The organism is Sphingobium sp. BYY-5 (assembly GCF_022758885.1).
Lineage (GTDB): Bacteria > Pseudomonadota > Alphaproteobacteria > Sphingomonadales > Sphingomonadaceae > Sphingobium.
Genome location: NZ_JALEBH010000001.1, coordinates 40,459 through 53,000, shown reverse-complemented (window position 1 = coordinate 53,000; position 12,542 = coordinate 40,459). Strand labels below are relative to the sequence as shown.

The following is a 12,542-nucleotide window of genomic DNA, read 5'->3' as shown; positions in this document are numbered from 1 at the left end:
AACGTCCCTTTATATTGTGCGGCCCTTACGCACGAGCTTACCCGTCAAAACCAAGCATTTGGTAAACACGGGGAAAGAATTCAGGCCGCCTGGGCCGCCATGCAGCCCTCGATGAAGCCGGCCAATGAGACGAGCAGCCAGAACTGCCCGTCATGTTCGATAATGGCGCGGGCATAGGGCGCCCAAGCGGCATCCAACTGCCCGCGCAGCGGCAGCTCCCCCTTTGGCACATGGCAGATGTCGGACACATTCTCGACCATCAGCCCATAGCTGTGACCGCTGATGTCTGCGATGATGGCCAATCCGGGCTGCTGGTATGCCGTCGCCCGGCCGTGCACGATCGCGGCAACATCAATGATCGTCAGCACGCGGCTACGCAGCGCGGACAGCCCGGCGACATGCGCGCCCATCCCCGGCACCGGCGAGATATCGGTCAGCTTCACCACCGCCTCGACCTCCCCGGCCTCGACCGCGACGCGCGTGCCCGCCAACATCGCCAGAAGATAGAGTTTGTCCATGGCTTTATCCCCGTCCACCGGCGATCGCTGCCATCAGCGCATCCTGGTCATAACGGTAGATGCTGTCATCCTGCGGCCCGGCCGCGCGCGGCGAGATGCGTAGCTGCACCACGCGGCAGCCCAGTATCTCCGCCGCCTCCACGACATCGGATCGGCTGCATAGCACCACATCTCGCGGATCGACCGTTGCGTCGGCCGGCAAGCCCAGCATCACATCATGCCCCGCCTGACGCAGCAGGGGCGCGAGTATCTCGCGCGTCCAGCCATCCTCGCTATCCGCGAGCAGGCATCGCCCGCGCGGACGTTCGGCCATCGTTTCTTCCGGCAGGGCCGCAAACAAGGCAAAGGGATTGAGCACTTCCAGATGATCGCCCTCGATCACCGACACACCGCTCAGTAACCCTTGCGCCACCACCATGTCGGGCACCAGCGGCATCTCGACAATGTCCAGCACGGCGGCGACCGGATAACAGGCCTCGCGCTGACCGTCCCGCAGGCGCAATGCCGGAACCTTGTCCCGGTCGACACTCCACTGGCCATTGGCCACCGGGACCAGCCGTCCGTCGAGCCGAACGAAAGCGTGCCCGCCCGATCGGCCAAACAACCGCGCATCGATATCCTCGACCCGTTCGATCAGCGACAATTTCAACAGACGCCGCTCGCCGGACAATTCCTCGAAACGCAGCGCGGCGACCATTTCGACCCCGGCCTGCGCATCGACCTGATCCTGCTGCTGCGCGTCCCGATCGTCGATGATATTGGGCAGGTGCGCGGCATTGGCCAATCCCGCTGCATCCAGCAGCAACATCGGCCTGCCATTGTCCGGCAGGGTCATGCCGGCATAGACGCCCGTCGCCATCACCAACGGCGAAGCGGGACGGATCACCAGCTCCTCATGATTGTCGACCGCCGCCACCCCCAGCGCAAAGGGTACGCCAGTGGCAGAGCGCACGACCATGATCGCGCGCGGCCCAGCCTGCGTCACCTTCTCCATCCCCAGCACATCCTCCAGCACGATCATGGAATGGCGAACGCCACGAATGGTGGCAATCTGTGCACCCCCGACTTCGCTGATCTGCAGCATAGCATTGTTGTCATGGAGGATTTCCACCACCGCCGCGCGCGGGATCGCGAAATGCTGCCCGCCCGCGCGGACGATGAGGCCGGGAATGATTGTCAGCGTCAGAGGCACACGCAGCGTGATGCTCAGCCCCTGCCCCGCCTGGTTATCCAGCGTGATGACACCGCCAATCCGTTCCACATTGGCGCGCACCACGTCCATGCCGACACCACGGCCGGAAATGGCGGTAACCTGGCTCGCGGTGGAAAGGCCCGGTTGGAAGATGAGGTCCAACCTCTCCTGCTCGTTCATGCGCGCAGCCGCATCGAGGGTCAGCCGTCCCGCCGCAACCGCCTTTTCGACCAGCCGCGCGGTGTCGATGCCCGCCCCGTCGTCGGCAATCGCGATGACGATCTGGTTGCCCGACTGACGCGCTTCCAACCGCAGCTTGCCGGCTTCCGGCTTGCCCATGGCTCTGCGCCTGTCCGGCGCCTCTATGCCATGATCGATGCTGTTGCGCACGATATGGGTGAGCGGGTCGACGACCATCTCCACCATCTCGCGGTCCATCTCGACATCGCCACCCTCCAGGGTCAGATCGATGCGCTTGCCCAGTTCGCGGCCCAGATCGCGCACCATGCGCGGGATGGCGGCGAACAGCCGATCGACGCGTTGCATTCGCGTCTTGGAAATCACGTCGCGCATGTCCGCCACACAGGCCGACAACCGCTCGAACACCGTGTCCAGTTCGGGATCGGCAGACCGCTCGCGCAATTTGCGCGACAGTTCGTTGCGCGCCAGCACCATGTCCGACACGCCGTTCATAAGCTGGTCGATCAGACTGAGAGGCAGGCGGATGGTGCGCGGGCTTGCCTGGCTGCCCTGCCGCGCGACGGCGACGGAACCCGCCCCCGCTTCGGCCGGCATGGCATCGGACGGCGTACTAAGGGCCGCGATCAAATAATCGTCATTCTCGTTCGGGAGCGCGGCGCCCGTGGCGACGGCTTCGGTCAATTCGCCGATCCGATCCATCAGGCCCAGCACCGCGTTGACTGTAGCGGGGTCGGCCTGCCGATTGCCCGCGCGGATATCGGACAGCACATCCTCAGCAGCATGGCTCAGCCGCTCGAACCGGGGCAGGTTCAGGAAACCACAGCTTCCCTTCACCGTATGGAAGAAGCGAAAAATAGCATCCAACCGGTCACGGTCGGAAGGATCGGCCTCCCACGCAACAACCTCCCCGGCCAGCGCCTCCAGCGTTTCCTGGGTCTCGGATATGAATTCCTGTAGTAGTTCGTCCATTCCCATTGGGTCCCACAGAGGCGCGCGGCCATATCATGGCGGGACGTGGTTAAAGGGCCGTTAAAGGCGGCGGGACGCAAAAAGGGCGCCGCGATCGGATCGCAGCGCCCCTGACACGGCTCGGATAATTGAGCCGCTCGCTCTTATTTTGCCTTCTTTTCGACGGCGTCGCCCGCCTTCTCGCCTGCCTCGCGGACAGCATCCGCCTTGTTCTCCAGCGTGCCAACCGCATTTTCGGCTGCATTTTCCGCGTTGCCGGTCAGATTGTCGGCCGCCGACTCCATATTGTCGGCCTGGTTGTCGAGGGCGTCCGCCTGGTTTTCGTATACATTCTCGACCTTGTTCTCCTGCTTGGAATCGCACGCAGCGAGTGCGATCATGCTGGCAAGACCAAGAACTGTGACGAAGGTTTTCACGGCGTATTCTCCTGTTGCGCCCCACGGGCTGACGTCAATTCGGTACGGGATTCGGCCGGCGTCACGCCGGCCGAATCCTGACGCCGATCAACTGGTCGCGACAGGGATGGTTCCCGCCGCAGCCTCGTTTCGTCGCATAAACGATTATTTTTTGAGCGAATCCCGGATTTCGCGCAGCAGCAGGACATCCTCTGGCGTGGCTTCGGCGGTATCTTCCTTGGGCATCAGCTTGTTCACTGCCTTGATAAGCAGGAAGATGATGAACGCCAGGATCAGGAAGTTCACCAACACGGTCAGGAACTCGCCCCAGCCGAACATGGCGACGCCCGCCGCCTTGAGGTCGGTGTAGCTGGCAGGATTGCCCTTGAACCCGGCGGGGATTTCGCCAAGCCGGAGGAAATAGCCGGAAAAGTCCGCTCCACCGAAGAGATAGCCGACCACCGGCATAATCAGATCGTCGGTCAGCGATTTGGTGATGGTGGCGAAAGCGCCACCGATGATGACACCGACGGCCAGGTCCATGACGTTGCCGCGGTTGATGAAGGTTTTGAACTCAGAAATCAGGCCCATGTACAAACCCCTTATACTGACTGCGATAATATCAGAATGGCCCGTTGCGTCGAACGGGGCAACGCCCTATTTCCATCGTCGAAACAAAAGCCGAGGATGTTCCATGACGCTCCTGCGCCGCTTCTCCACTTTTCTGCTGCCGATCTTCGGCGCCCTTGCCCTCTCCGCTTGCGGCATCAACAGCGTGCCGACCGCCGAGGAGGATGCGAAGGCCAAATGGGCTGACGTCCAGGCGCAGTATCAGCGCCGGGCCAATCTGGTCGGCAATCTCGTCGCCACGGTGAAGGCTGCGGGCAAGCAGGAACAGGACACGCTGGTCAGGGTCACGGAAGCCCGCGCCAAGGCGACATCGATTCAGATCAATGCCGAGGATTTGTCCGACCCCGCCAAGGTCGCGCAGTTCCAGGCTGCCCAGGCACAGCTCAGCCAGGGCCTGGGTCGCCTGCTCGCTTCGGTTGAGGCCTATCCGGACCTGAAGACCAACGAGAATTTCCTGCAACTCCAGTCGCAGTTGGAAGGCACGGAAAACCGCATCGCTGTCGCCATCCGCGACTATAATGGCTCGGTGCAGGCTTATAACACCCGCATCCGCACCTTCCCCGACGCGATCGGCGCGAAGCTGATCCATGGCGCCAAGCCCATGACCCCGTTCCAGGCGACCACGCCGGGCGCGGAGGAAGCGCCGAAGGTCGATTTCGGCAATTGAGGCAGTGCGCACAGGACATCTGCCTCCCACAACGCCGTTCGGGCTGAGCCTGTCGAAGCCCTGCTCTTTCTTGTTCTTGAAGAAATGTGCAGGCCTTCGACATTCAGGTGGGGCAAGCGCCGCGCCTGAACAGCGCGAACGGTCGAAAGGCTGAGCGAACATGGCCGGTCCATTACGGCGGATATCACACATACTCCTGCTCCTCATGCTGCTGGTCGTCATGCCGGCAGCATGGGCACAGAATTTCCCCAAGTTCGACGACAAGGGCGTGGTCGATGCCGCGAGCATCCTCGATCCGGCGCAGGAACAGGCGCTCAGCCAGAAACTGATCGCGCAGAAGCAGGCGAGCGGCCGGTCGCTGGTCGTGGCGACCATCCCCGACCTGCAGGGCTATGACATATCCGACTATGGCTATCGCCTCGGCCGCGCCTGGGGGATCGGCGACAAGGACAATAATGGCGCGCTGCTGATCATTGCGCCTAACGACCGGAAAGTGCGCATCGAGGTCGGCTATGGCCTGGAAGGTATCCTGACCGACGCCCTTTCTTCCCAGATCATCCGCACCGCCATTACTCCGCGCTTCAAGGCCGGCGACATGGCGGGCGGCGTCAATGCCGGTGTGGACGAGATCACAACCCTGCTCGCCCTGCCCCCTGACCAGGCGAGGCAGCGTGCCGCAACCGCAGAAGCGAATGCGCGCAAGCAGGACGATGGCGGCGGCTCGATCATAGGCTTCTGGGCCATTTTGTTCATCGTCTTCTTCGTCGTCCTGCCGTTGCTGTCACGGGCACGCGGCGGCAAGCGCTACATGCGTGGCGGTGGCATTCCACCCGTCATCATCTGGGGGCCGGGAACGGGCGGCTCCGGCTGGGGATCAGGTGGCGGCGGAGGCTGGGGTGGCGGCGGAGGCTGGGGTGGCGGCGGAGGCTGGGGTGGCGGCGACAGCGGCGGCGGTGGATTTTCAGGCGGTGGCGGCTTCGGCGGCGGCGGCGCATCGGGGGATTGGTGATGCAGCTTCATCTCACGACCGCCGACCATGACCTCGTCTCCGCCGCCGTGACGGCAGCGGAAGCGCACACCTCCGGCGAGATCGTCACCATCGTCGCACGACGATCCGACAGCTATCATGATGTGGGCCTGAGCTGGGCGGTGGCGGCGGTATTCATCGCCCTGTCGCTGATGGCCGCCTTCCCCGCCCACCTGCGCGGCTTCCTTTCCATGCTGCTGCTCGACTGGGAGCATGAACTGGCCGACTGGAAACTGCTGATGGGGTTGCTCGGCATCCTCATCCTCAAATATCTGGTCGTGCGCTATCTGCTGGCGATCATGACGCTGCGGATGCTGATGACCCCGCGCGCAACCAAGGCGCGACGGGTACGACGGCGCGCCATCCTCCTCTTCCGCACCGCTGCCGAAGCCCGCACGCGCGGGCGTACCGGCGTGCTCATCTATCTCTCGCTCGACGAACATCGCGCCGAAATCGTCGCCGACCGCGCGATTAACGAGAAAGTCGCCCCCGAAGCCTGGGGTGAGGCGATGGCTGCGCTGATCCATGCGATCCGCGCCGACCGCGCGGGCGAAGGCCTCGCCGAAGCGGTGCGCCAGGTGGGCGTGGTGCTCGCCGCGCATTTCCCGCGCGCCGACGACGACATCAACGAACTTCCCGACAGGCTGATCGAATTATGACCGACCCCGACCGGACCGTCCCCGAAGAAATAATGTGGGCGGGTCGTTTCATCACTGCCAAGAAACGCGGCAGATGGGAATATGTCGGTCGAGCGCGCGGTATCCACGCCGCCGTCATTCTGGCCATCGACGAAGCAGAAGATGGTCGCCACATCCTGCTGGTCGACCAGTATCGCGTGCCACTGGGCCGCCGATGCATCGAGCTGCCCGCTGGTCTGGTCGGTGACGAGGAGGAAGGCGAGGAAGCCAGCCTCGCCGCTGCACGCGAGCTGGAGGAGGAGACCGGCTATCGCCCGGCCCGCCTCGAATCGCTCGGTCAATTCTACAGTTCCCCCGGCATGGTGTCGGAAAGCTTCACCCTGTTCCGCGCTTATGATCTGAAGAAGACCGGCGAGGGCGGCGGCGTCGACGGAGAGGACATCCATGTCCATCGCGTATCGCTCGACACCCTCCCCGACCAGATCGCCGCCTGGCGCGCAGAAGGCTATGCGATGGACGTGAAGCTGCTCCTGCTGCTCGGCGCGGGCATGGTTGCCTGACACACGACATCAAGGCACCCGATACCAGCCCGCCACCCGCTCCAGCGCCAGGGTCAGCACCAGTTTCCCCGCACGGCTCGGCCAGCCCAGCGCCTTTTCGGCCGCGACCAGCCCCTCGCCTGCGCAGGCGACGCGCCAAAGGATATCCGCCAACCCCGGTCCCGCTGCGCTGACCGCCCCGTCGAACCGTTCGCGCGCGGACAGTTGCGTCAGGGTCGGATCGGCCCGTCCCCACGTCCCATGCCGCCCGCCCTCGCGCGGGGCCGCATCCCAGCGCATCGTCACCCGCGCACTAAGCCCGGCCTTTTCCCAATCTGCGCGCAGCAGGTCGCCGGCAACATAATGACGTTCGCTCAAATGCCCGCGTGCCCGCAGCCAGGCCAGCGGCGATTCGCCCAGATGCACCATCACCTTCTGCTGTCGGCCGTCCGGCCCCTCGACAAGCTGTTCGACATGGTTCGTCATCCGCGCCTCCATCACAAAGAATCAGGATGATGATGCTTGCCACGCCGGATAATTTGTAGGAAAGAGAAAACCAAATAGGTTATTCAAGAGGCCCGCATGATTACCCGCATCCGTGAGGTCCGCAAGACGAAGGGGCTGACCCTGGAGCAGGTCGGCGCCTTGTGCGATCCGCCCACCACTGCCCAGACGATCGGGCGGCTGGAAACCGGAACCCGCACCGTGTCGGTCAAATGGCTGAACCGCATCGCCCAGGCGCTGGGCGTTACCAGCGCCGAACTGGTGGCGCTGCCTGGACAAAGCGAGATCACCGTCGCCGCGCTGCTCGGCCCCGATGGCGCACGCGCACCGACCCGCGCCCTCACCTTCCCGCCCTCCATCGCCTCGGACGGCATGGTCGGCGTGCATGTGGGCGCCAGCATCGGCGACTATCGCGCGGGCGACGCCATCTGGTGCCGCCGCATCGCACCGGAGGAATATGGCAACGCGCTCAACCGCGACGTGCTGCTGCCCCGCCCCGCCGGCCGCTTCCTGTTCGGCCGCCTGATCGGCCGCGAAGGCGACCGCCTGCAACTGCTGCCGCTCGGCTCCGGCACGCGCCAACTGGTGCTGACCGACCCGCCCTGGGCCGCCGTTGCAGAGCAACTCGTCCGACGACTCTAGCCATTCCGCCGCTCTGCGCTTAACCATGCGTCAAAAGCTGTGCATCCAGAGAGGGACCATGACACTCAACGTCCTCATGTTGTCGACCCTCTTCCCCGACATCAGCCGGCCCAATTTCGGCGTGTTCGTGGAACGGCAGGCGCTGGAACTGGCGAGCCGCCCCGAAGCCGAAGTCACCGTGATCGCGCCGATCGGCCTCCCACCCTGGCCGCTCTCGCTCGCCGGCCGCTATGCGCCGCTGCGCGCGCTGGCGCGCAAGGAACGCTGGCGCGAACTGACGGTTTACCGCCCCACCTTTCCGATCATTCCCAAGTTCGGCGGCCGCACCAATGTCGGCGCCATGGCCCGTGCGATTCTGCCGCTGATAAGGCGGCTCCATGCAGAAAAGCCGTTCGACGTGATCGACGCCAGCTTCTTCTTCCCGGACGGCCCGGTGGCGCAACGATTGTCGAAGGCGCTGGGCATCCCCTATTCGGTCAAGGCACGCGGGGCCGACATCCATTATTGGGGCACGCAAAGCGGCACGCGCAAGATGGTGCGGCGGGCCGCCGATGGCGCGGCCGGATTGCTCGCCGTATCGGACGCGATGCGTCGGTCGATGGTGCGCATGGGCATCGATGCCGACAAGATCCAGGTCCATTATACCGGCGTCGATCTGGACAGCTTCGACGTCACCGATCGCACGGCAGCCAAGGCCGCACTGGATTTCAATGGGCCGGTGGTGCTCAGCGTCGGCGCGCTCATTCCGCGTAAGGGGCAGGACTTGTTGGTGCGCGCCCTGCCACAGTTGCCCGACGTCACCCTGCTGCTGGCGGGGCAGGGCCAATATCGCCGCGCGCTGGAGGCGTTGGCGCTCGACCTGGGCGTCGAACGGCGGATCGGCTTTCTGGGGTCAGTGCCGCATCACAAGCTGCCGCGTATCTTTGCCGCCGCCGACGTCATGGCGCTGCCGTCCGAATCGGAAGGGCTGGCCAATGCCTGGGTCGAATCGCTCGCTTGCGGCACGCCGATCGTCATCAGCGACGTGGGCGGCGCGCGTGAGTTGCTCGACCGGCCCGATGCGGGCCGGATCGTGGCGCGCGATCCCGATACGATAGCCGCTGCCATCAGGGCGATCCTGGACAATCCACCCGCACAGGCCGCAGTGCGCGAAGCAGCGCTGCGCTTCACCTGGCAAGCGAATGGCGACACACTGCTCGCCCATCTTCAGGACATTGCAGCGTCCGGTTGATCGCCGACCGGCAGCAACCGGGCGCGACCGTCAGGCGTCGGGAAACACCCTTCGTCGAACGGCAGCTCGCCCCAGCGCCAGGGCGTCAGCTCCTCATAGGCGGGGTTGGAAATCGGCGCATGGCGCTTGAGGTTGAGCAGCCGCATACCGTCATTCTGATAGGCGGTCAGGCGCACATGCTCGCGATAAATGTCGGCGGCCCATTCATAGTGGAAGGCGTCGTTCCATCCCATCGCCTGCGCTACCTTGGTCAGCATCCACCAGTCCGGCCGCGCCGCGCCGGGCAGATCGAGCAGGCGGCGCTGGCGACTGATCAGCCGATCCATGCCGGTCAGTGTCCCGTCCTTCTCGATCCAGGCGGCCGAAGGCAGTTGGAAAGTCCAGCCGGTCGCATCCGGTTCAGCCCGATCGGTCGCGCGGATCGACAAGGGCACCAATGCGCGTGCCTCTGTTAGCCATGGCGCTGCGCCGGCATCCGCACCAATGCTCCACAGCGCCTTGACCCGACCGTCGCGCATCGCCTCCAGCAGCGCTTCGCCTTCCAGCCCCCCCGTCTCCTGCACCATGTTGCGCGCGCCCCAGAAGCGGGCGGTGCGGGCCAATGCATCGGCATCGAAACCCATATGAGCGGCCAGGCTGTCAGCCTTGCACCCCACCTCACGCGCGCCCATGCCATTGGCGCCGCCGCCGATCAGGAAGGGCGCCGCGCCCGGCCGCCCGATCCGCCCGGTGGCGAGATGCAGGTTCAGGATCGCAGACGATGCTCCATCATCCGCCGCACTGGACAGGGTCAGCGCTCGACCATCAGCGGCCCATAGCTCGTAGAAGGCGCGAATCGATGCCGGCGGCAATCCGCAGCCACGGGCGACCGACCAGATGTCATGCCCCCGGCGCAGCGCATCCCAATAACCGGGCGGCACCGCGACACCATGCGTCAACCAGTCCGGATCGACCAAGCCGGTGTCGTAACAATGGAGCAGCAGGCCGCCGATCAACCGCGCGATGCTGTCCTGCGCCACGGGCAGATGCAGATCGGCTTCCAGAGCATCCCCCTCCCCCGCCGGCGCGACATGGATCAGCCGCGCGCCATCCGCCCGCGCCGCCTGAACCCGGTCGATCAGCACCGGATAGTCGCGCGAAATCGTCGCGCCCAACAGCAGGATGACGCCGGCCCTGCCGATATCCTCGCAAGCGGCCGGCATCACATCCTCGCCATAAGCGGCGCGCTGCAACTCCGCGAGGCCGCCGCGCCAAGGCGCATGGATGTGGGCCGATCCGAAAAACCCCTTCATCAGCTTGTTGGCGACATAATAATCTTCGGTCAGCAAACCGCCGCCGACATGCAGCGCGATGCTGCCGGGGCCATGACGCGCAAGGATGGCGGAAAGACGCCGCGCCAGTTGCGCAATGACCCTGTCCCAGCTTTGCCGCCGCCCATGCACCAGCGGATCGAGCAACCGCCCGTCAAGGTCCACGCTGTCTTCCAGCACGCGCGCCCGCGCGCACAGCAACCCGCCATTGGCCGGATGGGTCGCGTCGCCCTCGATCCGCAACTGCCGGTCCTCGCCCGTCAATACACGGATGCCGCAACCGACGGCGCACTGGCCGCACTGGCTCCTCACGATCGCCATGGTTAGCGCGGATTCCGGATGCGATCGATCATTGTCGCCGACTCTAGCCGATTGAAGCCATGGACAAAAGCGCGCGCCGCTTGCCTGGTCGGCGCGACCGGCGCACAGAGGCGGCATGATGACGCTGCTGTTTCGCGCCCTGGCGCTGTTCGCCCTGCTCGGTTCCTCGATGGCACACGCCACCCCCGGCGATCGCGGACCGCTGCTGTTGGCGGCAGCAAGTATGCAGGAGGCGATGAACGCGGCGGCGGACGCCTGGGCAGCGCACGGCCATCCCCGCCCGGTCCTCTCCTTCGCCGGTTCCTCCGCCCTCGCCCGGCAGATCAAGGCCGGCGCGCCTGCCGACCTATTCCTGTCCGCCGACGAAGAATGGATGGACGATGTCGAGCGCGCAGGCCTGGTGGCGCGCGGCACGCGGGTCAATCTGGCGGGCAACCGGCTGGTGCTGATCCGTCCGGCCAGCAAGCCCGTTTCCTTGCGGATCGGGCGCGCCATGCCGATCGCCCGCGCGCTGGGCGACGGGCGCCTCGCCATGGCCGATCCCGACAGCGTCCCCGCCGGCAAATATGGCAAGGCGGCGCTCACCGCGCTCGGCGTCTGGCCGTCGGTCGAAAGCAAGGTGGCCCGCACTGACAATGTCCGCGCCGCCCTTGCCCTGGTCGAGCGTGGCGCCGCACCGCTCGGCATCGTCTATGCGACTGATGCGCGCGCCAACAAAAGCGTTGCCGTCATCGGCGCTTTTCCCGTCGGCAGTCATGCGCCGATCCGCTATCCCGTCGCTCGATTGACCGCCAGCCGGCACAAGGATACGGAAGCCTTTCGGCGTTTCCTGCTGTCTTCGGCGGGACGCGCGATCCTGACGCGCTATGGCTTCAGCGCGCCCTGACCCTCATTTCTGGCAGGCAACGATGGCCGCGATCACCGCCAGCGTTTCCTGCGGGTCGCGCACCCGCACCGTGTCCAGCCCCAGTTCCTTGGCCGGATAGTCGTTGCCACCGGGGAAGATGGCGTCGCCGATAAACATCATCGCATCGAGCGCAATGCCGCTGGCGTCGCGCAGCTTCTTGAGGCCATAGGCCTTGTCCACGCCCTCACGAGTGATGTCGATCGATGTCGCCCCGCCCATGTTGATCGAGAGGCCGGGCAAGCGCCGACGCAGGTCTGCCTGGATGATCTTGCGCTTGGCGAAATCGGGGTCCCATCCCTCCTTGGCATGGATCGGCGCCTGCTGGCCGAGCGCGGAAAAGGTGATCTGGCTGCCGCGATCCTCAATCCGTTCGCCCCAGACTTGTTCGGGCACAAAGCCGGTCGCTTCCAGCGCCGCATCGAACGCCTCCAGGATCGCGCCCTTCTGCCCCGCATCGAACAATTCGGCATAGACCGGATTCCAGCCGCCATCCCCATATGTGTACAGCTTCGTGCCCGTGGTCGGCATCAGCCACAGCCGGGTCACATCCGCGCGCACCGGCAGACGGCTCGCCACCTGCTTGTCGAATTGCGGCCAGTCGCCGCCGGAAATCACCGCCACATGCGCAACCTCCAGCAGGTCGGCCAACGCCTCACCCATCGCCTCGCCCAGGGGCTGCTTGCTCTCGGCCAGGGTCCCATCAAGGTCGAACGCGATCAAGTCTTTCATACGGCTATCCAGTCAGAGGAAAGGGTAAAGCGAATGGCGGCGCGCGCCATGCGGCTGCGCGCTACACCATCGCCCACCCTATCCGCAACCTTGCCGAGCATGGCCGCACTTTCTTGACGAGC

14 protein-coding genes are annotated in these 12,542 nt (G+C 65.1%); 7 read left to right on the top strand and 7 right to left on the bottom strand.

Going from position 1 to position 12,542, the window contains the following annotated elements; translation table 11 throughout:
• Positions 1-80: 80 nt before the first annotated feature.
• The 4 genes from MOK15_RS00285 to mscL form a co-directional block, all read right to left on the bottom strand.
• Complete coding sequence (locus MOK15_RS00285; RefSeq protein ID WP_242929750.1) at positions 81-518, bottom strand: chemotaxis protein CheW; 438 nt, start codon at positions 516-518, stop codon at positions 81-83.
• A 4-nt stretch (positions 519-522) separates the two neighbouring features.
• A complete protein-coding gene (locus tag MOK15_RS00280; RefSeq protein WP_242929749.1) occupies positions 523-2,880 on the bottom strand; it encodes a chemotaxis protein CheA in 2,358 nt (785 codons plus the stop codon).
• A gap of 143 nt (positions 2,881-3,023) precedes the next feature.
• A complete protein-coding gene (locus tag MOK15_RS00275) occupies positions 3,024-3,296 on the bottom strand; it encodes a hypothetical protein (RefSeq protein ID WP_242929748.1) in 273 nt (90 codons plus the stop codon).
• Between the two features lie 144 nt (positions 3,297-3,440).
• The gene (gene mscL, locus MOK15_RS00270) at positions 3,441-3,866 is read right to left on the bottom strand and encodes a large conductance mechanosensitive channel protein MscL (protein WP_242929747.1); all 426 of its coding nucleotides are present in this window, start codon (positions 3,864-3,866) and stop codon (positions 3,441-3,443) included.
• 103 nt (positions 3,867-3,969) lie between these two features.
• On the opposite strand from mscL, the gene MOK15_RS00265 reads away from it, so the two are divergent.
• The 4 genes from MOK15_RS00265 to MOK15_RS00250 all read left to right on the top strand — a co-directional run bounded on the left by MOK15_RS00265 (position 3,970) and on the right by MOK15_RS00250 (position 6,797).
• Positions 3,970-4,572, top strand: a complete 603-nt coding sequence (locus MOK15_RS00265) for a LemA family protein (protein ID WP_242929746.1) — start codon at positions 3,970-3,972, stop codon at positions 4,570-4,572.
• Between the two features lie 160 nt (positions 4,573-4,732).
• Positions 4,733-5,581, top strand: coding sequence for a TPM domain-containing protein (locus MOK15_RS00260; RefSeq protein WP_242929745.1), 849 nt, complete (start codon positions 4,733-4,735; stop codon positions 5,579-5,581).
• Positions 5,581-6,258 (top strand): hypothetical protein, encoded by a 678-nt coding sequence (locus MOK15_RS00255; RefSeq protein WP_242929744.1) that lies wholly within the window; start codon positions 5,581-5,583, stop codon positions 6,256-6,258. The genes MOK15_RS00260 and MOK15_RS00255 overlap by 1 nt, the downstream gene beginning before the upstream one ends.
• Positions 6,255-6,797: an NUDIX hydrolase gene (locus tag MOK15_RS00250; RefSeq protein ID WP_242929743.1), complete on the top strand. Its 543-nt coding sequence runs from the start codon at positions 6,255-6,257 to the stop codon at positions 6,795-6,797. The genes MOK15_RS00255 and MOK15_RS00250 overlap by 4 nt, the downstream gene beginning before the upstream one ends.
• Positions 6,798-6,806: 9 nt before the next feature.
• On the opposite strand, the gene MOK15_RS00245 is transcribed toward MOK15_RS00250, so the two are convergent.
• On the bottom strand, positions 6,807-7,262 hold the full coding sequence (locus tag MOK15_RS00245) for a DUF6456 domain-containing protein (protein ID WP_242929742.1): 456 nt from the start codon (positions 7,260-7,262) through the stop codon (positions 6,807-6,809).
• A 96-nt stretch (positions 7,263-7,358) separates the two neighbouring features.
• On the opposite strand from MOK15_RS00245, the gene MOK15_RS00240 reads away from it, so the two are divergent.
• Both MOK15_RS00240 and MOK15_RS00235 read left to right on the top strand, forming a co-directional pair.
• Positions 7,359-7,922 (top strand): helix-turn-helix transcriptional regulator, encoded by a 564-nt coding sequence (locus MOK15_RS00240; RefSeq protein WP_242929741.1) that lies wholly within the window; start codon positions 7,359-7,361, stop codon positions 7,920-7,922.
• Between the two features lie 58 nt (positions 7,923-7,980).
• Positions 7,981-9,153 (top strand): glycosyltransferase, encoded by a 1,173-nt coding sequence (locus MOK15_RS00235; protein WP_242929740.1) that lies wholly within the window; start codon positions 7,981-7,983, stop codon positions 9,151-9,153.
• On the opposite strand, the gene MOK15_RS00230 is transcribed toward MOK15_RS00235, so the two are convergent.
• Entirely contained in the window at positions 9,129-10,784 is a 1,656-nt protein-coding gene (locus MOK15_RS00230) for a molybdopterin-dependent oxidoreductase (RefSeq protein WP_242929739.1), read from the bottom strand. The genes MOK15_RS00235 and MOK15_RS00230 overlap by 25 nt on opposite strands.
• A 115-nt stretch (positions 10,785-10,899) precedes the next feature.
• On the opposite strand from MOK15_RS00230, the gene modA reads away from it, so the two are divergent.
• A complete protein-coding gene (gene modA, locus MOK15_RS00225) occupies positions 10,900-11,670 on the top strand; it encodes a molybdate ABC transporter substrate-binding protein (RefSeq protein ID WP_242929738.1) in 771 nt (256 codons plus the stop codon).
• A 3-nt stretch (positions 11,671-11,673) separates the two neighbouring features.
• Here the strand turns inward: modA and MOK15_RS00220 are convergent, their stop codons facing one another.
• Positions 11,674-12,420, bottom strand: a complete 747-nt coding sequence (locus tag MOK15_RS00220) for an HAD-IIB family hydrolase (protein WP_242929737.1) — start codon at positions 12,418-12,420, stop codon at positions 11,674-11,676.
• Positions 12,421-12,542: the final 122 nt, after the last annotated feature.

What these genes read in the sequence shown, in the direction of transcription:
- MOK15_RS00245 (WP_242929742.1), bottom strand. Translation starts at nt 7,262, where the DNA reads ATGACGAACCATGTCGAACAGCTTGTCGAGGGGCCGGACGGCCGACAG.
- MOK15_RS00255 (WP_242929744.1), top strand. Translation starts at nt 5,581, where the DNA reads ATGCAGCTTCATCTCACGACCGCCGACCATGACCTCGTCTCCGCCGCC.
- MOK15_RS00230 (WP_242929739.1), bottom strand. Translation starts at nt 10,784, where the DNA reads ATGGCGATCGTGAGGAGCCAGTGCGGCCAGTGCGCCGTCGGTTGCGGC.
- MOK15_RS00250 (WP_242929743.1), top strand. Translation starts at nt 6,255, where the DNA reads ATGACCGACCCCGACCGGACCGTCCCCGAAGAAATAATGTGGGCGGGT.
- modA (WP_242929738.1), top strand. Translation starts at nt 10,900, where the DNA reads ATGATGACGCTGCTGTTTCGCGCCCTGGCGCTGTTCGCCCTGCTCGGT.
- MOK15_RS00235 (WP_242929740.1), top strand. Translation starts at nt 7,981, where the DNA reads ATGACACTCAACGTCCTCATGTTGTCGACCCTCTTCCCCGACATCAGC.
- MOK15_RS00240 (WP_242929741.1), top strand. Translation starts at nt 7,359, where the DNA reads ATGATTACCCGCATCCGTGAGGTCCGCAAGACGAAGGGGCTGACCCTG.
- MOK15_RS00280 (WP_242929749.1), bottom strand. Translation starts at nt 2,880, where the DNA reads ATGGACGAACTACTACAGGAATTCATATCCGAGACCCAGGAAACGCTG.
- MOK15_RS00285 (WP_242929750.1), bottom strand. Translation starts at nt 518, where the DNA reads ATGGACAAACTCTATCTTCTGGCGATGTTGGCGGGCACGCGCGTCGCG.
- mscL (WP_242929747.1), bottom strand. Translation starts at nt 3,866, where the DNA reads ATGGGCCTGATTTCTGAGTTCAAAACCTTCATCAACCGCGGCAACGTC.
- MOK15_RS00265 (WP_242929746.1), top strand. Translation starts at nt 3,970, where the DNA reads ATGACGCTCCTGCGCCGCTTCTCCACTTTTCTGCTGCCGATCTTCGGC.
- MOK15_RS00260 (WP_242929745.1), top strand. Translation starts at nt 4,733, where the DNA reads ATGGCCGGTCCATTACGGCGGATATCACACATACTCCTGCTCCTCATG.
- MOK15_RS00220 (WP_242929737.1), bottom strand. Translation starts at nt 12,420, where the DNA reads ATGAAAGACTTGATCGCGTTCGACCTTGATGGGACCCTGGCCGAGAGC.